This window comes from Natrinema hispanicum, from assembly GCF_004217335.1.
Classification (GTDB): domain Archaea; phylum Halobacteriota; class Halobacteria; order Halobacteriales; family Natrialbaceae; genus Natrinema; species Natrinema hispanicum.
Map to the genome: position 1 here is coordinate 651,188 of NZ_SHMP01000003.1, position 22,279 is coordinate 673,466.

Below are 22,279 nucleotides of genomic sequence, written 5' to 3' on the forward strand. Positions count from 1 at the left end.
CTGACAGCCGTCTGTATCAGTGATGCTCGTGTGACTGGTCGATATCCGAAATGCGCGGCGGGGTGTCTGCAAATTCGGCAGGCTCGTTCTCGAACGCCCGCTTACAGGCAGTCGAGCAGAAGTAGTAGGTCTCGTCGTCGTACGTGGTGCGTGGGCCGTCATCGTCGGTGCGCATCCCACAGACGGGATCGCGGTACTGCCCGGGCGCGCCGAGCCCGCGGCGGTATACGTATAGGAGCACGCCCGACAGTGCAAACGCGACAAGGTTGAGATAGAAGGTGTAATCGACCGCGAAGTACGTTTGCTCGGTCGCCGTCTCACCGCCGGCCAGGTTCGGGACGATGCCGAGCGTGTCGAAGAGCAACTCCATGAGAAACCCGGTGAAGGCCATCGTCACGAAGAAGACGCCGAGGATGTAGAGCATGACCGCCCAGCCGTAGTACTTCCGGTAGACATTGAGAACCGGAATCGTGATGAGGTCGGCGTAGACGAACGCGATGACGCCAGCGAAGCTAATGCCGCCGCCCCAGAGCGCGACGGCGAACGGGACGTTGCCCATGCTCCCGACGAAACTGATAACGGCAATCGCGACGCCCATGATCGCGTTTTCGGCGGTGATCAAGAGCCTATCGCCCTCGAGGAACAGCGCGTTCCAGACCCACTGTGGGACGAACACGATCACGAACCCCGAGATGAGAAAGCCCGCGACGACATCCGTCCAGATCATCGACCACTCCTTGCGGTACTGGTTCCCGAGTTTGTACCAGCCACCCCAGGAGCGGAGGTCGTCGTTCCACGTGCCGCTGCCCGCTGTCTGCTGCCGATAGGTCTCGAGACAGCCCTCGGAACAGAACTGCAGCGTCTCGCCGCCGTCAGTGACGATCGTGTGTTCGTCGGACCCCTCCATCCCACACGTCGGGTCAACCATGTCGCCGTGGTCGTGCTCGCGCTGGACGAGTTCCGCACGAACGTCGTCGAACAGCGTCTCCGGGAGGGTCAGCCGGACGATGAGCGCCATGACTGCGATAAGGACGAGTCCACCGAGCAGTTCCGCAACGAGGAACTCCCAGCCCAGCAGGATCAGGATCATCAGGCCGAGTTCGACGATGAGGTTCGTCGACGCGAACATGAACGCAAGGAAATTCACTACGTGTGCGCCCTTTGCGAACAGCCCCTTGCCGATAGCGACCGCACCGAAGCTACAGCCGCTACTCGCCGCGCCGAACGCCGTCGCCGTCGCGAGACTCGAGAGGTCGTCGTCCCCGAGCACCCGCGCCATTCGCTCCTTCGAGACGTACACCTGCACGAGGCTCGTGATCGTGAGCCCCATGATGATCGCCCAGGCTGCTGTCCAGAGGAACCCGAGCCCGATCCGGAGTGACTCGAGAATCTCTTCGAGGGGTGTCACCACCATACATAGGCTATCGGATGGATCGGCTATTGCGGTTGCCCTTCGAAACACGGCGTCGCTACCGTTTCGAGCGAGTGAGTCGAAAGTGATCGGGCGCTCAGAGTTTGAATGTCAACGCGAATCCGTGGCCGCTCGAGTTCTCGCTGGGTCGAGACAGCACTCGCTCGCCCGACCCGCTATGTCGACCAAACGCGACGCCCCCACGGAACCGCGAGCACGCAGCGGACACCCGCGAATGTCAAGTTTCGATGACGGACAGTTCGATCAGGACAGTAGGATCGTGATGAACGAACGCCGTCGACATACGGTCGCTCGCGGACATTGGATTCGAAGGGGGAACCGCATTGAGTCGGGAGACCGTATCATCTCATGGAGACGATCCGATCCGTCACTGGTGAGCAATCATGGCAGCAAACACGACAGAGACACGACTCGTCACGATCGTCCTCATCGCCATCGGCGTCCTCGTTGTGCTGCCGATGGTCTTCATGGGGTTCGGAATGATGGGCTTCGGTCCGATGATGGGCGGCATGTGGGGCCACGGAACGTGGGGTGGTGGAACGACACCCGGCTGGGTGCCCCTCGTCGGTGTCCTGCTGCAACTGCTGTTCGTCGCCGCCATCATCGGTGGCGGCTATCTCCTCTACCGAGCTGTTGCAGGCTCGAGCGACGGTTCCGATGGGGCACTCGAGGAACTTCGCCTCGCGTACGCCCGCGGCGAGTTGAGCGACGAGGAGTACGAACAGCGCCGAGAAACGCTCGAGCGGGATCGCTCACGCTGAGGCCGACTCGCCAGCGTGTGACGGCTCTAGGGCCGTCCCATCGCGTGGACAGTAGTCGTACGCCGGATCTCGCGTCTGAAACCCACAGACGGGACACGTTCGAACCGGTGGTTCCGACGATGCTCGTCCCGACCGACCGAACAGAAACGGAACGAAGGGAACGAACAGAAAGACCGCGACCGTATTGAACCGCCACCAGAGGACGGCACTCACGAGGAGACTCACCAGCAGCCCCACCACGGCGGTTGCGGTTCGCGAACCGAGCATACGCCGGGCTAGGCACGCGTCGATGAAAGGAACAGCGGTCGACGCCACCGACCCGCGCCTCGAGCGTGACTGCCCAGTCGACGGTGGCGACCGTTTGCCCCGATGAAAAGACAATTCCCCGCCGACGCCCAAGGGCGGGCATATGCGAATCGCCGTTCCCAACAAGGGCCGCCTGCACGAGCCGACGATCGATCTCTTAGAGCGGGCGGGGCTCCATCTCGAAAACGGAGCCGACCGGAAACTCTACGCCGATACGGTCGATCCCGACGTCACCGTGTTGTTCGCCCGCGCAGCCGACATCCCGGAGTACGTCGCCGACGGCGCGGCCGATCTTGGCATTACCGGCTTCGATCAGGTCTGTGAGGCCCGCGTAGACAACGTCGAGGAGTTGCTCGACCTCGAGTTCGGACGCTGTCGGCTCGTCCTGGCTGCCCCCGAAGACGGGGACATCACGTCCGTCGACGATCTGGCGGGCAAGATCGTCGCGACTGAGTTCCCGAATATCACCGCCGATTTCTTCGCCGACACCGGCGTCGAACCCGACATCGTCGAGGTTTCGGGCGCGACTGAGCTTACCCCCCACGTCGAGATGGCCGACGCCATCGTCGACATCACGAGCACTGGCACCACACTGAAGATGAATCGGCTGGCCATCGTCGACGAAGTTCTCTCGAGTTCGGTGCGGCTGTTCGGCCGTGACGACGTCCTCGATGACCCGAAAATAGAAGAGGTCAGGACCGCGCTGTCCTCGGTCAAACACGCCGAAGGGAAGCGCTACCTGATGATGAACGTGCCACGAGCCGAACTCGACGACGTCCGCGACGTCATCCCAGGGCTTGGCGGACCGACGGTCATGGACATCGCCGATGAAACGGACGACGAAGGGAAGGTCGCGGTCCATGCCGTCGTCAACGAGACGGACGTCTTCGAGACGATTACGGACGTCAAAGCGGCCGGCGCGAGCGATATTTTGGTGACCGAGATCGAGCGGCTGGTCGAGTAGGCCCCTACTCGAGTCGGGCGGCGATCGGTTGCTCGGACGATTCGGAGTCGAGTTCGAGCAGGGATTCGAACGCCGATGCGTGTTCCCCCGGCGCGACGAGGTTTTGCGCCGGATCATAGCGCACGATGTCGTGTTCCGCGAGCAGCGGCAGGTGCGTCCGACACAGCGAGACGTGGATCCGCTGGCGAAGCTGGTGAATCGGCGTCCCGACTGTCGGATCGTATTCGGCGTCAGCAAGCGTCGCCACCAGCCGCCGGACCGAAACCGGCTCGTCGGCCGCAAGCACGCAGCGCAGCACCTCCCGCCGGCGGTCACTATCGACGATGCGGTCGATCGTCTCGCGCGGAAGCGACCGACGGTCGATAACGCCGTTGTTACCGAGCGGAAACCGTTCCGAAACGGCGAGCGACCGATCTGAATGGATCGTCATTGGCACGTGAGAGTCAGGGATCAGACACCGGATAAACGCGGTCGGTCGTTTCAGTGAATGTGGCACGATTCAGGCGAGTCAGCCGCTCTACAGGCAGAATGAACGGTCGATAATTCGGATAAAGCGAGGGTTATTCAGAGTATGAGTGGTGAATCCGAGAGGAACGACGTTCGTAAACAGTCACGGGCGGCGATAGCTCGCTGCCCCAGATTCAACAGCACACAAGACGGCAACAGGACGAGACCGACGGCGGTCGAACATCGACGACACATCGCCGAGACTATCGACACGGGCTCGATAGGACTGATCACAGCTGTCTCCCCGTGTCGCCGGCGACAGCGACTCACGTGCAATCACGGGAGATTCCGTGATGGCCGGCAGTATGAACGAGCGGGCGCTGGTGGCGTCGATTCGAGTGAGTCCGACCCGACGGCGTTACTCGAGCAGTCCCAGATCCTCGAGGCGGGAGACGATCTTGTCGACGGCGTGTTCGGCGTCTTCGGGCTTTTTCCCGCCGGTGATGACGAGTTTGCCCGAGCCAAAGAGCAAGGCGACGACTTCGGGTTCGTCGAGGCGGTAGACGAGCCCCGGGAACTGCTCGGGTTCGTACTCGATGTTCTCTAAGCCAAGCCCGATGGCGATCGCGTTCAGGTTGAGATTGCGGCCCAGATCGGCCGAGGTGACGATGTTCTGGACGACGATCTCTGGGTCTTCGTTGACCTGAATCTGGAGTTCACGAAGTTTGTCGAAGACGATCCGCAGGCTCTCGTGGACGTCGTCGGTGCTTTTCGCGCCGGTACAGACGATCTTCCCCGATCGGAAGATCAACGCGGCGGATTTTGGGTTCTGGGTTCGGTAGACGAGACCGGGGAACTGCTCGGGGTCATAATCGGCACCCTCGAGGTCCATTGCAACGCTCTGGAGGTCGAGTTCCTGTCCAATACCGGTCGACGCCACCACGTTTTCGATGTTGATGGTGTCCTTCGGATCCGTCATTAGTCGCTTAAAAAGACGTATTTAAGGTTTATAAAGGTTGGTGCCGCCACCTGATATATCCGGTTTATACGACCGGTATCGAGCGGGGAAAACGGCAGCCTCATACGCGAGGGACGGCCACCATCGACCGTGTACCTGCTCGAGTTAGGTGGTGAGGACGATGCGTTCGCGGCCCGCGAAGCGGCGAGTGCCGCGACCGGCGTCGACCGGATCGCACCCGGGCTCGCCGTCGCCGACGCGATCGTCCCCGCACGCGTTCGCGGGCTCGCTTACACCCATCGTGCCAGCGAGCTCGTTGGCCGAGGTGACGCCGATCTCGCGAGCGCACGCGCCATCCTCGAGGCTGCCGCAATCGACCGGGAGGGGACGGTCGCAGTGCGTGCGACCGACGTCCATGGCACCAGCGGCGTAAGCACCGAACACGCGGAACGCGAACTGGGACAAGTACTGGTCGATCGCGGCTTTGCGGTGGATCTCGACGATCCTGACCACTGTCTGCGGGCCGTCTTTGCTGAAGGGCCACTCGAGAAGAGCAACGACGACGGCGTGCTCGAGTCACTCGAGGATAACGGCGACGCCCCTACGGGAAAGGAGGTCTCCGTCTGTGCGCTGGGTTGGCTCACGGCCGAGAGCGTCCGCGATTTTGGAACGCGCGCACCGACGGACAAGCCCTTTTTCCAGCCCGGGAGCATGGATCCCCTGCTCGCACGCGCCGTTGCGAACATCGCCGGCGCACGACCGGGGGCGACAATCCTGGATCCGATGTGCGGAACTGGCGGCGTGCTCGTCGAGGCCGGTCTCGTCGGCGCGGACGTGATCGGCACCGACGCGCAAGCGAAGATGGCCGACGGCGCGCGGACGAACTTACGGCACTTCCTCGAGCGCGACGAGCCCTCGCCGACCGGCTGCGACCGCGGAACCTGGCACGTCGGGCGTGGCGATGCGACCCGACTGGCGCTGATCGACAATGCAGTCGACGGCGTCGTCTTCGACGCGCCCTACGGCCGCCAGTCGAAGATCGATACCCATCGGCTCGAGGACCTCGTCGCGGGTGCCCTCGCCGAAGCGCGGCGGGTGGCCCCGCGGGCGGTCGTCGTCGCGGATCGGTCGTGGGCGAGTGAGGCGCGAACGGCCGGCTGGGAGATCGAGTCGGTCTTCGAGCGCCGCGTGCATCGCTCGCTGACGCGATACGTGATGGTACTCGAGAAGAGCTAGGCGTCAGTAGTCGGCCTCGAGAGCGCGCTTTCGGAGTCGCTCGCCCTCATCCGTTTCGACGGTGAGATCGGGAACCTGAACCGGTGAGTCGTCCTCGTCGATCGCGACGAAGGTAAACGAGGATTCGGTCGTCTTTTCGGTCTCGCCGGTTCGTGGATTCTCGCGTTTGGCCCGTAATGCGACGTGGACGCTCGTTTTCCCCGCATCGTAGACGTAGGCCTCGACCAGTGCCGTGTCACCGATCTGGATCGGTCGTTCGAACGCGAGGCTGTTGACCTGCGCGGTGACGCAGGTCTCGCCGGCGAATCGCATCGCCGCCATGCCGGCGAGCTCGTCGAGCCACTTCATCAGGTTGCCGCCATGGAGCGTCCCGTTGTTGTTCGCGTGGTTTGGCTGCACGCGAAAGCGGTTCTCGATGTGCGTCTCACGAACCGTTGGCATACAGAGTGCTCATCCCCAGCGCAGAGAAAGGTGCTTCGATCACGGCGCGAGAGTCGTCTATTCGGCGTTACGACCCAACTCGGCGAGCAGATGCGAGATGTGAATGCGGTCACTGGTTCCGTCGTGCATCTCGAACTCGATGTCGGCGACGAGCCGGTGAATCCGGGCGAGTTGTGCGCCCTGATAGCGCTTGCGAGCCACACCGAGGATCGACTCGAGCACCTCAGTGCCATCAAGGCCCTCATCGACGAGCAGGTCGTCGAGCGTCGATCGAGCGTCGGTGAAGTCGCCGGCCTCGGCATCATCGAGCATCGACTCGATCTCGTCTTCGAGGCCGACCTCGCCGAGTGTCTCGTAGGCCGCACTCATCGTGAGTTCGCCTTCGTCTTCGACGGTCGTCTGGGCCGCCAAAATCGCCTGTCGGAGGTTGCCGTCGGCATAGCCGGCGACGAACTCGAGGCCATCAGCGTCGTACTCGACTCCCTCGCGCTCGACGATCCGCTCGAGGACGGTCACGAGTTCGTCGCTAGTCGGCGAGCGAAACGAGACGGGGAAACACCGCGAGCGGATCGGCGGGATGAGCTTGGTGGGCTGGCGGGTCGCGACGATGAACTGGGTCGTCCGGTGGTGTTGTTCCATGATCCGGCGCAACGCCTGCTGGAAGTCCTCGCGGACGTTCTCGGCGTTGTCGAGTAAGATCGTGGTGTACCCACCCGAGACGGGCGCATAGCTCGCGGATTCTTTGAGGACGTGGTTGATCATGTCCCGTTTGGACAGCGACGAGCGGCCGACGAGGAAGTGCTCGAACCGGGGGTCGTTCTTGATCTCGGTTTTGGTCCGGCCGAAAAAGTCGGCGACGTTGATCTCGACGAAGTCGTTGTCCGGATCGTCGTGGGCCTCACGGGCCAGTGCGCGCGCTGCGGCCGTCTTTCCGCTTCCCGGCGGCCCCTGCAAGAGGAGATTCAGTGGCTCCTCGACGGCTCGCTGTAGGTACTCGCGAGCGTCGTCCTGTGGCAACTCGGCCAGCTCCGGGGCGTGGGTTTCGGTCCACAGCGGCGCGTCCATCGCCAGCGAGTAGGGTCGGACCGGGTAAGAATCGGTCGATTACGCCTCGCCGTCACCGGGCTCGTCCGCCACGGCTCCGAACGTGAACACCGTTTGTACTGTCTCGCCGCTGGACTCGATCGGGGTGGCCGCGTCGACGTTGCCCGGGATACCTGCATAGAGAGTCGCCGTCAGTTCGTCGTCTGCGGCGATCGACGTGTCGGCCGGCAGGTCAATTGTGACGTTCCCATGCTCGCCGGGGTCGAGTCGCTCGCTCGTCCCGAGGATCGTCCCGTTGCGCTCGAGGGCGACGAATCCCTCCGCTGGAGTCGCCGCCGAGACCGTCACGCTATCGTTGCTCGCAGCTTCAACCGCGACGACCGGATCGGTGTGGAACTCGAGATCGATCTGACCGAGTTCGCCGTCGTCCTCGGTGTAGACGCCGATCGACTGGTTACCGGCTGGTGCACCGTTCGTCTCCACCTCGAAGGTCACGTTCCGAACTTCGCCGCTCTCGAGTTCGAACACCTGTCGGGCGAAAACGGCCCCGCCGATGCGGACCTCAACCGGCTGTTGGGCCTGGAACGTCGTCGGATTGCGGATCCGGGCGCTCACGGAGATCGTCTCGTTCGTGGTCGCCGCCGATGGCGCGTCGATCGAATCGACGGCGAACGAATTGCTGACCGCGCTGTCGCCGCTTAACACTGTCGCGGTGGCACTGACCGGGAACCCATCCGCGAGATAGGGCTGGTCTTCCTCGCCATCGGAGGCTTCGTAGGCGTAGCCCTCCTGGGTGGACGTATCCTGATGGACCGTCGCAGTGAGCTGTCCGACGAGGTCACGGTTCGCGCCGTCCTCACGCTCGATGGTCACGTTTTCGTGAGTGCCGGCCTCGAGCCGATCGGAGACAGCAAGCGGCTGGTCACTGCCGTCGGTGATGACGACGTAGCCGCCGTCCGAAAGCGTCACGTCCTGAATCGTGACGCTGGTGCCGTTGCCCCGCTGGTCGTCGAACGTAATCGATGCCTCCGGCTGTTCCTCGACGCCGAAGATGGCGGGTGCCTGACCGACGAGGATCCCGGCCGCGATCACGATCGCGATCGCGATCACGATCGCACCGATCTGCTTGAGCGTCCCGAACGTCGCTCTCGAGCTCATTGGGAGTGCCGTCCCCTTTGGCTTCGGGTTCGACGACCGTAAAACGCGCTGACTGTTTGCAAGTCAGTAACATAGTTCAAAGGGTCGACCCGGACGATCCGTCTGCTGGTAAGCGCAGCCGACACGTTGGTTGGTATTGCCTACCAAGATAGAGTCATAGAACGTTTGTTCTGCTCAGTGAGAGGTGAGTGATTGACGGGTTGAATGCCGGACATCATGGCCGGAGCTGGTGGTGCTCTTCAGCGAGAGCGCTATATGGCAGGTTTTGACACTTCTATAATACACCCCGCCACAGTAACGGCGTCCAAAACCGCCTCGCTCGAGCCGACGGGCATGGAGACACGGCTCAGGGATACGGACGATCGAAGCCGGTTTAGCTACGGCCCGCCGAGCATGGACCGATGCCACTGCGCGTGACGTTTCTGGGGACGGCCGGAGCGATTCCGACGACCGAACGGAATCCGAGCAGCGTCTTCGTCGCTCGTGAGGGCGAGGGACTGTTGTTCGATGCCGGCGAGGGAACCCAGCGCCAGATGATGCGCTTTGGGACCGGCTTTTCGGTCTCACACCTGTTCGTCACGCACCTCCACGGCGACCACGTCCTCGGGATTCCGGGGCTGCTCGAGACGATGGCCTTCAACGACCGGACGGAGCCGCTGGCGATCCACACACCCCACGGCACACGCCGCCAGCTCAAGTCGCTCGTCAACGCCCTCGGGAACCGCCCCTCGTTTCCGGTGCGGATCAACGAGGTCGGCGACGGCGACGTCGCCTACCGCGCCGACGAATACGAGGTTCGCGCGTTCGCGTCCGACCACGACACCCGATCGGTCGGCTACGCACTCGTCGAGGACGACCGCAAGGGACGATTCGATCGCGAGCGCGCCGAGGGACTCGGCGTCCCCGTCGGCCCGAAGTTCTCGAAGCTCCACGAAGGCGAGGCCGTCGAACTCGAGGACGGCACCGTCGTCGAGCCTGAACAGGTCGTCGGCGAGCCTCGACCCGGCCGATCGATCGTTTACACCGGCGATACGCGACCGACGGCGGCGACGATCGAGGTCGCCGACGAGCCCGACCTGTTGATCCACGACGCGACGTTTGCCGACGACAGCGCCGAGCGGGCCGCCGACACTGCCCACTCGACAGCCCGGCAGGCCGCCGAAATCGCCAACCGGGCCGGCGCAGACCGGCTCGCGTTGATGCACGTCTCATCGCGGTACGCCGGCTATGTGGGCGACCACCTCGAGCAGGCCCGCGAAGTCTTCGCGGGCGACGCCGAGAACGTCTGTGTCCCCGACGACGGGCAGAAACTCGAGATTCCCTATCCCGACAGCGACGACGCGTAAGACAGCCGACAACCCGACCCGAAATTCCGCGCCGGATTTATAGCCGACTCGTTCCTAGAGGTGTCTGTGAGTACGCGAACGAGTGCGCTCGATGCGGTCGTCTTCGGTGTCGACATTCAGAGCGGTGACGTGCGCGGTGACGCGCCATCGTACGCACTGGCGGTTTACGACGGCGACGATGTCAGCCGGGACGTCGTCTCCCACCGGAAACTCAGGCGGTTGATCGACGACGAGGAGCCGGCGATCGTCGCAACCGACAACATGTACGAACTCGCCGCCGACAAAGACCAGCTGATCCACTTTCTTGGCTCGTTGCCTGCCGACACGCGGCTCGTCCAGGTAACGGGTGCCGAACAACCGGAGCCGCTGTCTCGCGTCGCGAAACGCCACGGCATCCCCTACGGGAAGGATCCGATGCAAGAAGCCGAGGCCGCGGCCCGGCTGGCCGCCCACAACGTCGGCCACGAAGTCTCGGCGTTTACCGACACGACGGAGGTCAAAGTCTCTCGCGGACGCTCGACCGGCAGCGGCGGCTGGAGCGAGGACCGCTACACCCGCCGTATCCACGGTTCCGTGCGGAAACGGGCCCGCGAGGTCGAGTCCGCGCTTGAGGAGGCAAATCTCGAGTACGAGCGGGACGTCCGCGAGGCCTACGGCGGTTTCGCCAACGCCGTCTTCACCGTCGAAGCGCGCCCGAGTGACATCCCCGTCTCGCGCAACCGGTCGGGCGACGTCCGCGTCGAGATCGAACGCGAACGCCGCGATGGGATCGAGTTCCAGCCGCTGGTCAAACGCCGCGACCACGTCATCGTGGGGATCGACCCCGGGACGACGACCGCCGTCGCCATCGTCGGCCTCGAGGGGGAGGTGCTGGACGTCTGGAGTTCCCGAACCAGCGACACCGCCGAGGTGATCGAGTGGATCGTCGAGCGCGGCCGGCCGATCATCGTCGCGGCCGACGTGACGCCGATCCCCGAAACCGTCGAGAAGTTCCGCCGGAGCTTCGACGCCGCCGCCTGGACGCCCACGCGGGACCTGCCGATCGACGAGAAACAACATCGCACGCGCGAACATCACTACGAGAACGACCACCAGCGCGACGCGATGGCCGCCGCCCTCTATGCCCTCGACGCCCACGAAGACCAGTTCGATCGCATCGCTGCCAAACTCCCGCCGGGGATGGACCGCGGTGAAGTCACTGCCCGCGTCGTCGCCGGCGAGGAAAGCGTCGAGGCCGTCCTGCGGGACCTGCGCGACGACGAGGGCAGCAGCGACGACGACGCGACCGAACACGAACCCCGCGAGCTCACCGCCGAAGAAAAGCGGATCAAATCCCTCGAGCGCCAGGTCGAGCGACTGCAATCACACGTCAAAACTCTCGAGGGGCGCGTCGAAGACCGCGACGAACGGATCAACGAACTCGAGAATAGCCTCAGCGGTGCCCGCCGTCAGGAGCGCAAGGAAGTCCGTAAAGACCGCGAGGTCAATCGGTTAGAGCGGAAAGCAAACCGGCTCGAGCGCGAACGTGACGAGGCCCGCGAGCAGGTTGAAGAACTCGAGAAGAAGGTCGAACGGATGAAAGCCCTCTGGAAGCTCGATCACTCGAATTTCAGTGACGTCTCCGCGAAGAAAGAGGGACTGGTCCCGGTCAAGGTAGTCGAGAAGTTCACGAAAGGCGCGATCCGCGAGGCCGACGACCAGTATGGCATCGCAAGCGGCGACGTCGTCTACATTCGTGATGCGAGCGGCGCGGGCCGCTCGACAGCCGAACTCATGGCCGAGTTCGACCCCCGCGTGATCCTCAAAGACGGCGGCCTCTCGGAGATCGCCGACGAGATCCTCTTCGAGGACGAGATCCCCGTCGGGCCCGCCGACGACGTCGCGATGCAGGAGGTCGACGAACTCGCCGTCGCCCGCGAAGACGACGTTGAAGCGGTCATCGACGACTGGCACGAACGCGCCAAAGCCAGGAAACGGGATCGGAAAGCCGCGATGGTCGACCAGCTCATCAGCGAGCACCGCGCCGGCAACAACGGGGTCTGACGGGGTTTGTCATTACGTCTCGGGACCGGCTTCCATCGGCGACAGCACCTGTGGCACCTCCTCTATGGCGACTTCCTCGGTCAGATCCTCGGTGTCGTCGACCGGTCCGTTGATGAACAGCGCGTGGGTGATAAGCGCGATCGCGACGCCGCCGAAGCCGGCGACCGCAACGAAAAACGAGACGGTCGTCGCGTAGCCGATGAGGACTCCGAGGCCGAGGCTCGCTCCGATACCGCTCAAGACGAGGTCGTAGTACTGGAGCGTGTATCCCATACGACTGCTACGAGACGGAGGTGCAAAACGCTTGACCGAAGTTCGAGTCGATCAGAACATTCCAAAACTCTGGAACAGGCCCGAGATCAGGGATTTGACGACCAGTCCGAGACCGGCAAGAATGAGGGCCATTCCCGCGGCGATCAAAAGGCTCTCGTACGCGACGAGTGCGATGCCGGCGAGCAAGAGCACGATCCCGACAATGCCGACCGCACCGAGGTTTCGTAACATATCCACGCGTCGAGAGCCAAGCGAAATAAGCAGCGTGGTTCCTCGCGCCGTCCGCTCGAGTCACTCGGTCGGACTCGCGAACGGACAAAGACAATAAAGGGTTAAACCGCTCGAACGCGAAGCCGCGGCCATGAGCGACGACGGAGATGGCGGTCGGAAGAACCTCCGGATGCCCGAGGACGACGAGGTCTTCGCGACCGTCACGAACATGCTCGGGGCGAATCGCGTGAAAGTACGCTGTGCCGATGGGAAAGAGCGCACCGCACGCATTCCCGGGAAGATGCAAAAGCGCATCTGGATCCGCGAAGACGACGTGGTCCTCGTCGAACCCTGGGACTGGCAGGACGAAAAGGCCGACATCACCTGGCGCTACGAGAAAAGCGAGGCCGATCAGCTCCGCCGCGAAGGTCATATTCAGTAATCGACGCTCGTTTTGCGTGGCTTCACCCTGAACGCAGTTGCGGGAGTTCAACCACCGACTGGTCTCCGGTGCGGTATCAAAAGTACCATACTACCTCGCGACCCAGTGGACCGTACTTAGGTGGTTTCCGTGACCAAGAAACAGGAATACAAGGACGACTATCCCGACAAAAAGCTGTACATCCCGGGGCCGACTGAAGTACGCGACGACGTCATCGAGTCGATGTGCGAGCCGATGTTCGGCCACCGCATGGACCGGATGACCGACCTCTATACGACCATCGTCGAGGACACCAAGGAGTTCCTCGGTACCGACAACGAGGTCGTCATCCTCACGGGCTCGGGGACGGAGTTCTGGGAGGCGTCGACGCTCAACCTCGTCGATGAGAACATCCTCGTCCCGACCTGTGGCAGCTTCAGCGAGCGCCACGCCAACGTGGCCGAACGACTGGGCAAAAACGTCGACCGCCTCGAGTACGAGTGGGGTCAGGCCATCAAGCCCGAGGACATCCGCGCGGAACTCGAGGAAAGCGACACCGACTACGACGTGGTCGCGACCGTGATGAACGAGAGTTCGACGGGCGTGCGCAACCCCATCGAGGAGATCGGAGACGTCGTCGCCGAGTATCCGGACACCTACTTCGTCGTCGACGCCGTCTCCTCGCTGGGTGGCGACTTCGTCGACATCGACGAGCACAACATCGACGTGATCTTCGCTTCCTCACAGAAGGCCTTCGCCATGCCGCCGGGCCTTGCGATCTGTGTGGTCAGCGACGACGCCTACGAGCGCGAACTCGAGAAAGACTCCGCCTCGTGGTACGGTGGCTTCCAGCGCACGATCGACTACTACGAGCGCAAGGGCCAAACTCACTCCACGCCCGCGATCCCGATCATGCTGGCCTACCGCAAGCAGATGAAACACATGCTCGAGGAAGGCCACGAGGCCCGCGACGAGCGCCACCGCGAAATGGCCGAATACACACGCGAGTGGGCCCGCGAGCACTTCGATATGTTCCCCGAGGAGGGCTACGAGTCCCAGACGGTGAGCTGTATCGAGAACACGCAGGGCATCGACGTCGCGGAAACCATCGAGACCGTCAGCGAGGAGTATGACTTCGTCTTCTCGAATGGCTACGGCTCACAGCTCGGCGAGAAGACGTTCCGCATCGGCCACATGGGCGAACACGATCTCGAGAGCATCAAGGAACTCACCGACGCAATCGAGGACGTCGCCGACCTGTAACGGACTGCCGTCAGTCAGCGCCGGCACAGCCGAGGTTCGCCATTCGGGTGCGCCGGTTTCCGGCAACGGCGGATCGTATCAGCAACGCTCAAGCCGCCTGCCGTCTGTTCTCGAGTGGCACTCGATTGACCGACCCGACGCTCGCCTTCTGTGACCAGGGATCGCCCCCGGATACGATGGAGTCAATAGCCCCGCGGATGGCGACCAATGGCGAGCGATGAGAGAAAACACGAGAGAAAGAAACGGGCAGCGACGCGTTCGATGGCCGCGGCCGTCGAACGCGTCGACTACGAAAGGGTCGAATTATTCGCTGGATTCGTTGCCGCTGCCACCGCTGCCACTCTGGACCTCGATCGTCCCCTCCATCTGCGGGTGGGGATTGCAGTTATACGTGGCGAGATCGCTGCTGGCCGTGAACTCGAACTGTTCGCTGTCACCGGGTTCTGCAACAGTGGCACCCGTCGTGTACTCGTCGACGACTTCGCCGTTGCTGTTGCGGAGTTCCAAGTTGTGGTTGGCACCGTCGCCTTCCGACCAGCCGATCGTGTAGGTTTCACCCTCTGTGAGGATGATCGTCGGGTTCTGCTGACCCTCGATGCCGGACGGGGCGAGTCCTTCCCAGTGGGTCGTCTGCCCGCTGAAGTCGATATGCGTTCCGGGCTCGATTTCGACGCCACTGCTGCCATTGTCACCGTTGCCGTTGCCGTTACCGTTGCCGCCACCGCTACAGCCAGCGACGAGAGCCGTCGATGCAGCCGCACCCGTCAGCTTCAGCGCTGTCCGCCGCGAAACTGGATTATCTTGTGCCATCATCGGATGTTTAGCCTCGTAACATAAAAATTGGTACCTTCTTCCGCTAGAGTGTTATGACAATACGTACCACACAATAGGACTACTACGAACTATTGAATGAGAAGTAACGTACCGCGGGGACGAGCCTCGAGGCTTCAAATTCGCCGGCGGCATGCGCCAGCGGATGTACTGATCGCGATGGCACTGGCTTGTGGGCCCAGCCTCAGCATCGGTGACGAGCCGGCAAAAAATACCGTTTCGAGGACCTCCACCACCCCTCCACGACGGCATTACTCGAGTCGGCCGACAGCACAGGCGGACGGTTTGTGGCGTGTCACCGCCATCGGTGAGACGGACTACTGTCAGTCAGTGCCGGCGTCTCCGCGATCCATCCTGCGGATACGCCGGGACATCGTTCCAGCAGACCGTAGAGACCACGGGCGAGTCCCGTCGACATCGCGGCCGCCGGCCATCACGACCGAATCAACACGATCGTTCATCTCGAAAATACTTATCTATACGACGTGCTTCTTTACTCATGTATGAGTAAACTACTCGCCATCATCACGGCAAGCACACAGCGAATCACGAAGGCACGACGAACGATCGCCCACTCCCCCGCGTTCGGTGAGGACCGAACGACCGACGAAGCGGGACGTCCTGCGACGCGCATTCCACCAGGTGGCTTTCTCACCGGGTGAGGGCTCGAGTCGATGACCAACCAGCACGGCTGCGACTCGCTTTTTCTGACTTCCGCTGAATCGATAGAGTCTCTCACGGCAACCGACGGCTGCACAGGCCGTGCGACGCCGCAAGCGTCGCGGCAGTGCGATCAGTCGAACACTGACGACGGCTGCTTGAGATAGACGTCCTGTTCGGTTACTCGCTGGTAGACATCATACAGCGTCTCCACCGCCGCTTCATCGGGGTCGAACCGAATGTGGGGTGCGGTGTGATAGCCACGACAACTGATCAGGAAGAAATAGAGCGTCCGGTGATGATCCGGCGTCGCGTCGACGACGCCCATCGATCGACCGCCGAGGTCGTCCGAAAAATCGTTGAGCAGCGCAGCGATATCGTCGTGAAGCTGCTCGTCCGGTCGATACTGCGGCAGTCCGAACGTCTGTTGCATGTACGTCGTCGCCGCCTCGAGAAACGGGTTCGCGTCCAGCCCCGTCGGATCGACGTCCTGAAACGTCTCGTACAACTCGAGGATCGTCGACAGTTCCGACCGCGTGATGGCGATCGGCAACACGGGCTCGCCACGGGGCAGCGAGTAGTCTGGAAACGTGTGTGACTTCGGGTCCGGGAGCTGGTCGAATAGCTGCTCGAGCGACATATGTCCAACCATGTTATAGAGTGCCAAACTGTTACCGATGTGAACGCGACTCTACTGTTGGATAGCACTCAATACGACGTCGGTCGTGAATTCGCGGCCGGGTTCACCGAAGAAACTCCCGCTCCCACCCCCGTTATCGCCAGGCCGGCAGCGTCGGTGCGTCCTCGGCCTCCATGGAAAGCCAGGCACCGTCCGCGGAGATATCCGCAATGACGTACTCGTCGCTCGCGGCCGTCGAATCGATCGCACCGACGATGGTGTCGTCGGACGCCATGGCGTTGGGGGAGACTGCCATGATAGTGAGTCACACCCAGTATCATATAAAGTCATCGAATCATACTATCCGTTCGCGATACCGATCGGGAATGGAATCGATTCTGGGTGTGAAACACTGGGTTTATACTCATTTTCGCCGTACCGGTGGGATATGAACGTAGCCGACGCGATGACGCCTCGCGAGGACGTGGTGACCGTCGACCTGCCGGGCACCCGGACCGACGTGCTCGAGTATCTCCAGGAGCAGTCGTTCTCGTCCGTGCCGGTCGTCAAAGAGACCGACGACGGGCTCGAGTACCGCGGGCTGGTCACGCGGGAGACGCTGATCGAACAGCCCGACGAGGACCAGCTCGTCATGCTGATGGACGAGGACGTGCCGACGACGACCGCCGAGACGAGTCTCGAGGCCGCCGCTCAGACGATGGTCAAGGAAGGCGCACGGCGCGTGCCCGTCGTCGACGGCGAGTTCGAGGGAATCGTCACGGTGACGGACGTGATCCACGCGATCGCGACGGGCGATCAAGAGACCGACGCCACCGTTGAGTCCTACGTCAGCGAGGACGTGAACACGACCTACGAGGGGGCACCGCTGCCCGTCGCCGAACGGGGACTCTCCTACGCGAACGTCCCCTACACCGTGGCACTGGACGACGACGGCCGGATGAGCGGCGTGCTTACCGAGGTCGACATCATCGACGTCGCTCGGATCGTCGAGGGCGAGGAGTCGACTGGAGACAACTTCGGCGATCAGGACGACGACTGGTCGTGGGAAGGGATCAAGGCCGTCGGCAGCCGCTATCTCCCGACCCGGGACATCGAGATTCCGACGGAGTCAGTCCGGCAGTTCATGAGCGAGGACGTGGTGACGGTTTCGGTCAGCACGTCGGTACAGGAAGCCGCACAGCGAATGATTAGCAACGACATCGAACAGCTCCCGTTGGTCACGGGCGAAGACCTCGTCGGCATCGTCCGTGACATCGACCTCCTGGAGGCACTTTATGAGTGAGCAACAGCACGCGGACGACGACACCGACAGCACGAGCGAGAAACTGGTCGAACTGGCCAAGCGACGCGGCTACTTCTTTCAGTCCTCGGGGGCCTACGGCGGCGTCGGCGGCTTCTACACCTTCGGCCCGCAGGGTGCGGCCCTGAAAGGCAACGTCGAGGACGCCTGGCGCGATCGCTTTGCCGTCGCGGAGGGCAACATGGAGATCGACGCGCCCACGATCATGCCCGAGCCCGTCTTCGAGGCCTCGGGTCATCTCGATGGCTTCGACGACATGCTCGTCGAGTGCCCCGAGTGTGGCGAGAGCCATCGTGCGGACCACATCGTCGAGGACAACACGATGTACGAGGACGCCGAGAGCCTCGAGATTCCCGAAGTCGAGGAGGTCATCGCCGAGTACGAACTCGTCTGTCCCTCCTGTGGTGCCGGACTGGCGGGCCAGGCCGTCGAGGACTTCAACCTCATGTTCGCGACGAACATCGGCCCCGGTGACTCCGACCCCGGCTATCTGCGCCCCGAGACCGCACAGGGTATCTTCGTCGAGTTCCCCCGGCTCAAAGAGTACGCACGCAACCAGCTTCCCTTCGGCGTCACCCAGATCGGCCGGGCCTACCGCAACGAGATCAGCCCGCGCCGCTCTATTATCCGGACCCGAGAGTTCACGCAGGCCGAACTCGAGTACTTCATCGACCCCGAAGTCGACGAGCCGGATCTCTCGAGCGTCGAGGACGTCGAAGTCACCCTCTACCCGGCCAGCGAGCAGAACGAAGAGGACGGCGAGGCATTCGAGACGACGATCGGCGAGGCCGTCGACGAGAATATCATCACGGACCCGTGGGTCGCGTACTTCCTCGGCGTCGCCAAGCCGTGGTACGAGGCAGTCGGCGTCGATATGGACCGGTTCCGCTATCGCCAGCACTTAGCCGGCGAGCGGGCCCACTACGCCAGCGACTGCTGGGACGCCGAAAGCGAGATCGACGGCAACTGGATCGAGATGGCCGGCTTCGCCCACCGGGGCAACTACGACCTCTCGAAACACGCCGAACACTCCGGCGACCGCTTTACGATCTTCCGGCAGTACGACGAGCCACAGACCATCGAACGCGCCACCGTCGATCCCGACATGAGCTATCTCGGGCCCGAATTCGGCGGCGACGCACAGGTCGTCGTCGGCAAACTCGAGGACCTCGCGGCCCGTGACCGTGAAGCGTTCGAGGGTGAGACCGTCGAATTCGAACTCGAGGGCGAGACCCACGAGATCCCCGTCGAAAAGACCGGCTTTTCGGTCGGCGAGGAGACGATCTCCGGCGAGCACATCACGCCCCACGTCGTCGAACCCTCCTTCGGCGTCGACCGGCTGGTCTACACCGTCCTCCATCACGCCTACCGCGAGGACGAGGTTGACGGCGAAGATCGCACCTTCCTCGAACTCGAGCCGGAAGTTGCGCCCACCTTCGTCGGCGTCTTCCCGCTGCAAAGCGACGACGACCTCGAGGCTCAGGCCGACGAGATCGTCGAGGATCTGCGCGAAGCGGGGCTGTCGGTCACCTACGACGACTCGGGTAACATCGGTCGGCGCTACCGCCGCCAGGACGAGGTCGGCACGCCGTTCTGTGTGACCGTCGACTACGAGACGATCGAGGAGGACGAGACGACTGTCACAGTCCGCGAACGGGATACGACCGACCAGAAGCGACTCCCGGTCGACGAACTCGCAGAGACGCTGTCGGCGATCCGGGCTGGCGACCTCGAGTTCGAAGAGTTGTAGCAGCCATATCGTCAGCGGTGGTGGCGGTGCAGATTTTGTTGCAGCTGCGAGTGAACCCGAAGGGTGAACGAGCAGGCCGACGACCGACCCAACGGGGAGGGAGGAGGCTTTTGATCAACCTTTTACCGAGGGACGCCGCGAGCGAGGCGCTTCGTGCCTCGCTCGCGGCAGACCGCAGTGTAAAAGGTTGGAGGTGATCGACGGACTGAAGGTCACTTCTCTCGAGCCACGACATAATGGCCGACGAACTGAAGCGGCGACTCGTCCACGCCAGCGGCTCAGGGCTTGTCGTCCTCTATCTGCTCGCCGACGCCCTCGAGCTCGGACTCACGTGGTTCCGGTTTCAGCTCTTGCTGATTCTGCTCGCGACCGGGGCGCTCGTCCTCGAGTTCCTGCGACTGCAGGTAGGACTCGACTGGCGGCTCTACGACGTGTTGACCCGTGAGTACGAACAGGACAACCCAGGGGCCTACGCACTGTATTTGATCAGCATGGCTGCCGTCGTGGTCGTCTTCGAGCCGGCAATCGCTCTCCCCGCGATGTTGATGCTTGCGCTTGGCGATCCGATCAGCGGAACGGTTTCGGACAACACCCTCCAGCGGATCAAGCCGCCGAAAGTGCTTATTACGATGTTTCTGGTCTCGACGGTCGTTGCGATCCCGTTCCTGCCGCTCGCGGTCGCGATGATCGCTGCCCTCGGCGCGACGCTTGCTGATGGCATCACCCTCGAGATCCGGACCTACATCATCGACGACAACCTGACGATCCCGATTTATGCTGCCTGTCTGGCGTGGCTGGCACTCCAGTTCACGCCGGCGTGAGCCCGGTCGCGGACTCGCAGTGAGCAGCGTCTCAGGGCGGTAGAGCTGTCGTCTCGCGGTTCCGATATCGGCAAGGGCGTACCGTTCTGGGCCGCTCAAGACCGCCGCGGACGAACGGATACTATAACCCGTGGTACGCTCGAGAACAAAGCATCGACTCGCGACCGTCCGCAGCTTTCTCACGGGCGGGCGCGGCGAAATTCTGGTCGCCGTCGCTGCCGGTTGGTTCCTCTCGATCGGCGTCCGGCTCGCGTATCCGGTGTTGCTCCCGTATCTCCGGGAGAGCTACGGGCTGGATCTGACGACGGCCGGCTTCCTGCTGACCGTGCTCTGGCTCTGGTATGCGCTCGGACAGCTTCCGGGCGGCCTGCTTGCCGATCGATTCGGGGAGGGAAACGTCCTCGTCGCGAGTACGGCGATCTCGGCGGTCGCACTCGGTCTCGTCGCCGTCGCCGGCTCCGCGCCGGTCGTCTACCTCGCGACGGCAGCATTCGGCTTCGGAACGGCGCTGTACGGTGTCGCCCGGTTTACGACCCTCTCGGATATCTTTCCCGACAACGACGGGACCGCGATCGGGATCACGATGGCGGCAGGCCAAGTCGGCAACACCGTCCTCCCGCTTGCGGCCGGTGGCATCGCCTCGGCGTTCGCCTGGCAGTACGGCTTCGGCCTCGTCGTTCCTGCCTTCGTCGCTGTGGCGATCGGTCTCCGGCTCGTCGTTCCCGCCCGCACCTCGAGCGCGACCAGTGCCGTCGACAGCGTCTCGCTCGAGACGGCACGCTACGTCGGCTCGCAACTGCGTCGGCCGGAGATCGTCACCGTGACCGCGATCCAGATCCTGACTTACTGTGTCTGGCAGGCGTTTACGGGCTTCTATCCGACTTACCTGATCGAAATCAAAGGATTCTCCGAAGGGGTCGCGACCGGGCTGTTCAGCGCCTTTTTCGCGACCGGGATCGTCGTCCAGCCGCTGACCGGCCGACTCTACGACCGGTTCGGCATCCGGAGGGCGCTGCCGCCCGTACTCGGTGTCATCGTCGCGTCGCTGGTCGCGCTGCCGTTTCTCGAGGGCTTTTGGCCGCTCGTCGTCGGGACGATATTCCTCTCGAGCATCCTCGGCTACGGGACGATTACCCTGCCGTACATGACGGCGGCGTTTCCCGCAGACATGCAGGGCACCGGGCTGGGCTTTCTGCGAACCGTCTACATGACCACCGGCGCAGCGAGTCCGGTCTTGTTCGGTGCGCTCGCCGATCGGGGCTACTTCGACGAGGGGTATTTCGTGCTTGCCAGTCTCGTGGCGGTCGCGGTGGTGTTGACGTGGTGGCTCCCGGAGCAGTGATACGGTCTGCTGTCACGATGTCCCGGTGGGCCCGCAGGGCGGTCGCGGTTGCACCGGAACTGACTGACAGGAGTCCGTATGAGTGGCTGTCACGTGACCAGCCCGTCTATGCGTTCAGCCGCCAGAGCTCGAAATTGAGTACGGCCGCGAAGGTGATCCACGCGAGATACGGCACGAGCAAGGCTGCTCCACGGCGGTCGACCCGTCGGAACGCGAGGATCGTTCCGACGACGAGCACCCAGAGGACGACGATGATGCCAACGGCGGCCAGCGGTGCCTCGAGCGCGAAAAACGTCGGTGTCCAGACGACGTTGACCAGCATCTGGGCGGCGAACAGCCCCAGTGCGAGCCGCCGGCCGTCGGCGTCACTGCGCCAGACGAGCCACAGCGCGACGCCAAGCAGGGTAAACAGTAGCGTCCAGACGACCGGAAACGCGATCGTCGGCGGATAAAACCACGGTTTCTCGAGGGCGCGAAACCACGGCATGTTGGGCGACCCGATCGCACTCGGTGCCGCCCCGACGAGATTGACCAGCAGGACGAAGCCGACCGCAGTGAGGATCGACCCGAGGTCCGGGAGCCGTTGGCGGATCGTTCGGGTTTCCATATTGCGTTCTATGCTGTCGTGGGAT

Annotated in this window: 25 protein-coding genes; 12 read left to right on the top strand and 13 right to left on the bottom strand. The window is 63.0% G+C overall.

Going from position 1 to position 22,279, the window contains the following annotated elements:
• Positions 1–16: 16 nt before the first annotated feature.
• Positions 17–1,414 carry a permease gene (locus tag BDK88_RS03975; RefSeq protein WP_130499259.1) on the bottom strand — a complete coding sequence of 466 codons (1,398 nt, stop codon included), beginning with the start codon at positions 1,412–1,414 and terminating at the stop codon, positions 17–19.
• A gap of 401 nt (positions 1,415–1,815) precedes the next feature.
• Between BDK88_RS03975 and BDK88_RS03980 the strand changes: the two genes are divergently transcribed.
• A complete protein-coding gene (locus BDK88_RS03980; RefSeq protein ID WP_130499260.1) occupies positions 1,816–2,193 on the top strand; it encodes an SHOCT domain-containing protein in 378 nt (125 codons plus the stop codon).
• Here the strand turns inward: BDK88_RS03980 and BDK88_RS03985 are convergent.
• On the bottom strand, positions 2,185–2,460 hold the full coding sequence (locus BDK88_RS03985; protein ID WP_130499261.1) for a hypothetical protein: 276 nt from the start codon (positions 2,458–2,460) through the stop codon (positions 2,185–2,187). The two genes, BDK88_RS03980 and BDK88_RS03985, sit on opposite strands and share 9 nt — an antisense overlap.
• A 142-nt stretch (positions 2,461–2,602) precedes the next feature.
• On the opposite strand from BDK88_RS03985, the gene hisG reads away from it, so the two are divergent.
• Complete coding sequence (gene hisG, locus BDK88_RS03990; protein ID WP_130499262.1) at positions 2,603–3,463, top strand: ATP phosphoribosyltransferase; 861 nt, start codon at positions 2,603–2,605, stop codon at positions 3,461–3,463.
• Between the two features lie 4 nt (positions 3,464–3,467).
• Here hisG and BDK88_RS03995 read toward each other — a convergent pair whose 3' ends face one another.
• Positions 3,468–3,893: a DUF7344 domain-containing protein gene (locus BDK88_RS03995; RefSeq protein ID WP_130499263.1), complete on the bottom strand. Its 426-nt coding sequence runs from the start codon at positions 3,891–3,893 to the stop codon at positions 3,468–3,470.
• Between the two features lie 435 nt (positions 3,894–4,328).
• Positions 4,329–4,889: a TATA-box-binding protein gene (locus BDK88_RS04000; RefSeq protein WP_006671604.1), complete on the bottom strand. Its 561-nt coding sequence runs from the start codon at positions 4,887–4,889 to the stop codon at positions 4,329–4,331.
• Between the two features lie 129 nt (positions 4,890–5,018).
• On the opposite strand from BDK88_RS04000, the gene BDK88_RS04005 reads away from it, so the two are divergent.
• Positions 5,019–6,104: a TIGR01177 family methyltransferase gene (locus BDK88_RS04005; protein WP_130499264.1), complete on the top strand. Its 1,086-nt coding sequence runs from the start codon at positions 5,019–5,021 to the stop codon at positions 6,102–6,104.
• 3 nt (positions 6,105–6,107) lie between these two features.
• Here BDK88_RS04005 and BDK88_RS04010 read toward each other — a convergent pair whose 3' ends face one another.
• Genes BDK88_RS04010 through BDK88_RS04020 form a run of 3 tightly spaced genes read right to left on the bottom strand, consistent with a single transcriptional unit; the run spans position 6,108 to position 8,747 of the window.
• Complete coding sequence (locus BDK88_RS04010; RefSeq protein ID WP_130499265.1) at positions 6,108–6,545, bottom strand: acyl-CoA thioesterase; 438 nt, start codon at positions 6,543–6,545, stop codon at positions 6,108–6,110.
• Between the two features lie 57 nt (positions 6,546–6,602).
• On the bottom strand, positions 6,603–7,610 hold the full coding sequence (locus tag BDK88_RS04015) for an AAA family ATPase (protein ID WP_130499266.1): 1,008 nt from the start codon (positions 7,608–7,610) through the stop codon (positions 6,603–6,605).
• 39 nt (positions 7,611–7,649) lie between these two features.
• A complete protein-coding gene (locus tag BDK88_RS04020) occupies positions 7,650–8,747 on the bottom strand; it encodes a DUF7282 domain-containing protein (protein ID WP_165396902.1) in 1,098 nt (365 codons plus the stop codon).
• 401 nt (positions 8,748–9,148) lie between these two features.
• Here BDK88_RS04020 and rnz point away from each other — a divergent pair, with 401 nt between their 5' ends.
• Entirely contained in the window at positions 9,149–10,093 is a 945-nt protein-coding gene (rnz, locus tag BDK88_RS04025) for a ribonuclease Z (protein ID WP_130499267.1), read from the top strand.
• Between the two features lie 66 nt (positions 10,094–10,159).
• Positions 10,160–12,136: a DUF460 domain-containing protein gene (locus tag BDK88_RS04030; RefSeq protein WP_130499268.1), complete on the top strand. Its 1,977-nt coding sequence runs from the start codon at positions 10,160–10,162 to the stop codon at positions 12,134–12,136.
• Between the two features lie 12 nt (positions 12,137–12,148).
• Here the strand turns inward: BDK88_RS04030 and BDK88_RS04035 are convergent, their stop codons facing one another.
• Together BDK88_RS04035 and BDK88_RS04040 are read right to left on the bottom strand one after the other, a co-directional pair.
• Positions 12,149–12,409 carry a hypothetical protein gene (locus BDK88_RS04035; protein WP_130499269.1) on the bottom strand — a complete coding sequence of 87 codons (261 nt, stop codon included), beginning with the start codon at positions 12,407–12,409 and terminating at the stop codon, positions 12,149–12,151.
• A 51-nt stretch (positions 12,410–12,460) separates the two neighbouring features.
• Entirely contained in the window at positions 12,461–12,640 is a 180-nt protein-coding gene (locus tag BDK88_RS04040) for a DUF7470 family protein (RefSeq protein WP_130499270.1), read from the bottom strand.
• A gap of 130 nt (positions 12,641–12,770) precedes the next feature.
• Here BDK88_RS04040 and eif1A point away from each other — a divergent pair, with 130 nt between their 5' ends.
• Positions 12,771–13,061: a translation initiation factor eIF-1A gene (eif1A, locus tag BDK88_RS04045; RefSeq protein ID WP_008013381.1), complete on the top strand. Its 291-nt coding sequence runs from the start codon at positions 12,771–12,773 to the stop codon at positions 13,059–13,061.
• 129 nt (positions 13,062–13,190) lie between these two features.
• Positions 13,191–14,303, top strand: coding sequence for a pyridoxal-phosphate-dependent aminotransferase family protein (locus BDK88_RS04050; protein ID WP_130499271.1), 1,113 nt, complete (start codon positions 13,191–13,193; stop codon positions 14,301–14,303).
• 303 nt (positions 14,304–14,606) lie between these two features.
• On the opposite strand, the gene BDK88_RS04055 is transcribed toward BDK88_RS04050, so the two are convergent.
• Positions 14,607–15,113 carry a cupredoxin domain-containing protein gene (locus BDK88_RS04055; protein ID WP_130499272.1) on the bottom strand — a complete coding sequence of 169 codons (507 nt, stop codon included), beginning with the start codon at positions 15,111–15,113 and terminating at the stop codon, positions 14,607–14,609.
• Between the two features lie 524 nt (positions 15,114–15,637).
• Here BDK88_RS04055 and BDK88_RS21040 point away from each other — a divergent pair.
• A complete protein-coding gene (locus BDK88_RS21040) occupies positions 15,638–15,796 on the top strand; it encodes a hypothetical protein (protein ID WP_165396903.1) in 159 nt (52 codons plus the stop codon).
• A 131-nt stretch (positions 15,797–15,927) separates the two neighbouring features.
• Here the strand turns inward: BDK88_RS21040 and BDK88_RS04060 are convergent, their stop codons facing one another.
• Both BDK88_RS04060 and BDK88_RS21045 read right to left on the bottom strand, forming a co-directional pair.
• The gene (locus tag BDK88_RS04060) at positions 15,928–16,434 is read right to left on the bottom strand and encodes a hypothetical protein (RefSeq protein ID WP_130499273.1); all 507 of its coding nucleotides are present in this window, start codon (positions 16,432–16,434) and stop codon (positions 15,928–15,930) included.
• A 133-nt stretch (positions 16,435–16,567) separates the two neighbouring features.
• The gene (locus tag BDK88_RS21045; protein ID WP_449406701.1) at positions 16,568–16,708 is read right to left on the bottom strand and encodes a DUF7556 family protein; all 141 of its coding nucleotides are present in this window, start codon (positions 16,706–16,708) and stop codon (positions 16,568–16,570) included.
• A 153-nt stretch (positions 16,709–16,861) separates the two neighbouring features.
• Between BDK88_RS21045 and BDK88_RS04065 the strand changes: the two genes are divergently transcribed.
• The 4 genes from BDK88_RS04065 (at position 16,862) to BDK88_RS04080 (ending at position 21,647) form a co-directional block, all read left to right on the top strand.
• Positions 16,862–17,716 carry a CBS domain-containing protein gene (locus BDK88_RS04065; protein WP_130499274.1) on the top strand — a complete coding sequence of 285 codons (855 nt, stop codon included), beginning with the start codon at positions 16,862–16,864 and terminating at the stop codon, positions 17,714–17,716.
• Positions 17,709–19,484 carry a glycine--tRNA ligase gene (gene glyS, locus BDK88_RS04070; protein WP_130499275.1) on the top strand — a complete coding sequence of 592 codons (1,776 nt, stop codon included), beginning with the start codon at positions 17,709–17,711 and terminating at the stop codon, positions 19,482–19,484. Before BDK88_RS04065 ends, glyS begins: the two co-directional genes overlap by 8 nt.
• A gap of 236 nt (positions 19,485–19,720) precedes the next feature.
• On the top strand, positions 19,721–20,305 hold the full coding sequence (locus tag BDK88_RS04075) for a diacylglycerol/polyprenol kinase family protein (protein WP_130499276.1): 585 nt from the start codon (positions 19,721–19,723) through the stop codon (positions 20,303–20,305).
• Between the two features lie 130 nt (positions 20,306–20,435).
• Positions 20,436–21,647, top strand: coding sequence for an MFS transporter (locus BDK88_RS04080; protein WP_130499277.1), 1,212 nt, complete (start codon positions 20,436–20,438; stop codon positions 21,645–21,647).
• Positions 21,648–21,753: 106 nt separating this feature from the next.
• Here the strand turns inward: BDK88_RS04080 and BDK88_RS04085 are convergent, their stop codons facing one another.
• A complete protein-coding gene (locus tag BDK88_RS04085; RefSeq protein ID WP_130499278.1) occupies positions 21,754–22,254 on the bottom strand; it encodes a TspO/MBR family protein in 501 nt (166 codons plus the stop codon).
• Between the last annotated feature and the right edge of the window lie 25 nt (positions 22,255–22,279).

Coding starts and splice junctions, on each gene's coding strand:
- BDK88_RS03975 (WP_130499259.1), bottom strand. CDS start 1,414: ATGGTGGTGACACCCCTCGAAGAGATTCTCGAGTCACTCCGGATCGGG.
- BDK88_RS03980 (WP_130499260.1), top strand. CDS start 1,816: ATGGCAGCAAACACGACAGAGACACGACTCGTCACGATCGTCCTCATC.
- BDK88_RS03985 (WP_130499261.1), bottom strand. CDS start 2,460: ATGCTCGGTTCGCGAACCGCAACCGCCGTGGTGGGGCTGCTGGTGAGT.
- hisG (WP_130499262.1), top strand. CDS start 2,603: ATGCGAATCGCCGTTCCCAACAAGGGCCGCCTGCACGAGCCGACGATC.
- BDK88_RS03995 (WP_130499263.1), bottom strand. CDS start 3,893: ATGACGATCCATTCAGATCGGTCGCTCGCCGTTTCGGAACGGTTTCCG.
- BDK88_RS04000 (WP_006671604.1), bottom strand. CDS start 4,889: ATGACGGATCCGAAGGACACCATCAACATCGAAAACGTGGTGGCGTCG.
- BDK88_RS04010 (WP_130499265.1), bottom strand. CDS start 6,545: ATGCCAACGGTTCGTGAGACGCACATCGAGAACCGCTTTCGCGTGCAG.
- BDK88_RS04015 (WP_130499266.1), bottom strand. CDS start 7,610: ATGGACGCGCCGCTGTGGACCGAAACCCACGCCCCGGAGCTGGCCGAG.
- BDK88_RS04020 (WP_165396902.1), bottom strand. CDS start 8,747: ATGAGCTCGAGAGCGACGTTCGGGACGCTCAAGCAGATCGGTGCGATC.
- rnz (WP_130499267.1), top strand. CDS start 9,149: ATGCCACTGCGCGTGACGTTTCTGGGGACGGCCGGAGCGATTCCGACG.
- BDK88_RS04035 (WP_130499269.1), bottom strand. CDS start 12,409: ATGGGATACACGCTCCAGTACTACGACCTCGTCTTGAGCGGTATCGGA.
- BDK88_RS04040 (WP_130499270.1), bottom strand. CDS start 12,640: ATGTTACGAAACCTCGGTGCGGTCGGCATTGTCGGGATCGTGCTCTTG.
- eif1A (WP_008013381.1), top strand. CDS start 12,771: ATGAGCGACGACGGAGATGGCGGTCGGAAGAACCTCCGGATGCCCGAG.
- BDK88_RS04055 (WP_130499272.1), bottom strand. CDS start 15,113: ATGGCACAAGATAATCCAGTTTCGCGGCGGACAGCGCTGAAGCTGACG.
- BDK88_RS21040 (WP_165396903.1), top strand. CDS start 15,638: ATGAGTAAACTACTCGCCATCATCACGGCAAGCACACAGCGAATCACG.
- BDK88_RS04060 (WP_130499273.1), bottom strand. CDS start 16,434: ATGTCGCTCGAGCAGCTATTCGACCAGCTCCCGGACCCGAAGTCACAC.
- BDK88_RS21045 (WP_449406701.1), bottom strand. CDS start 16,708: ATGGCGTCCGACGACACCATCGTCGGTGCGATCGATTCGACGGCCGCG.
- BDK88_RS04065 (WP_130499274.1), top strand. CDS start 16,862: ATGAACGTAGCCGACGCGATGACGCCTCGCGAGGACGTGGTGACCGTC.
- glyS (WP_130499275.1), top strand. CDS start 17,709: ATGAGTGAGCAACAGCACGCGGACGACGACACCGACAGCACGAGCGAG.
- BDK88_RS04075 (WP_130499276.1), top strand. CDS start 19,721: ATGGCCGACGAACTGAAGCGGCGACTCGTCCACGCCAGCGGCTCAGGG.
- BDK88_RS04085 (WP_130499278.1), bottom strand. CDS start 22,254: ATGGAAACCCGAACGATCCGCCAACGGCTCCCGGACCTCGGGTCGATC.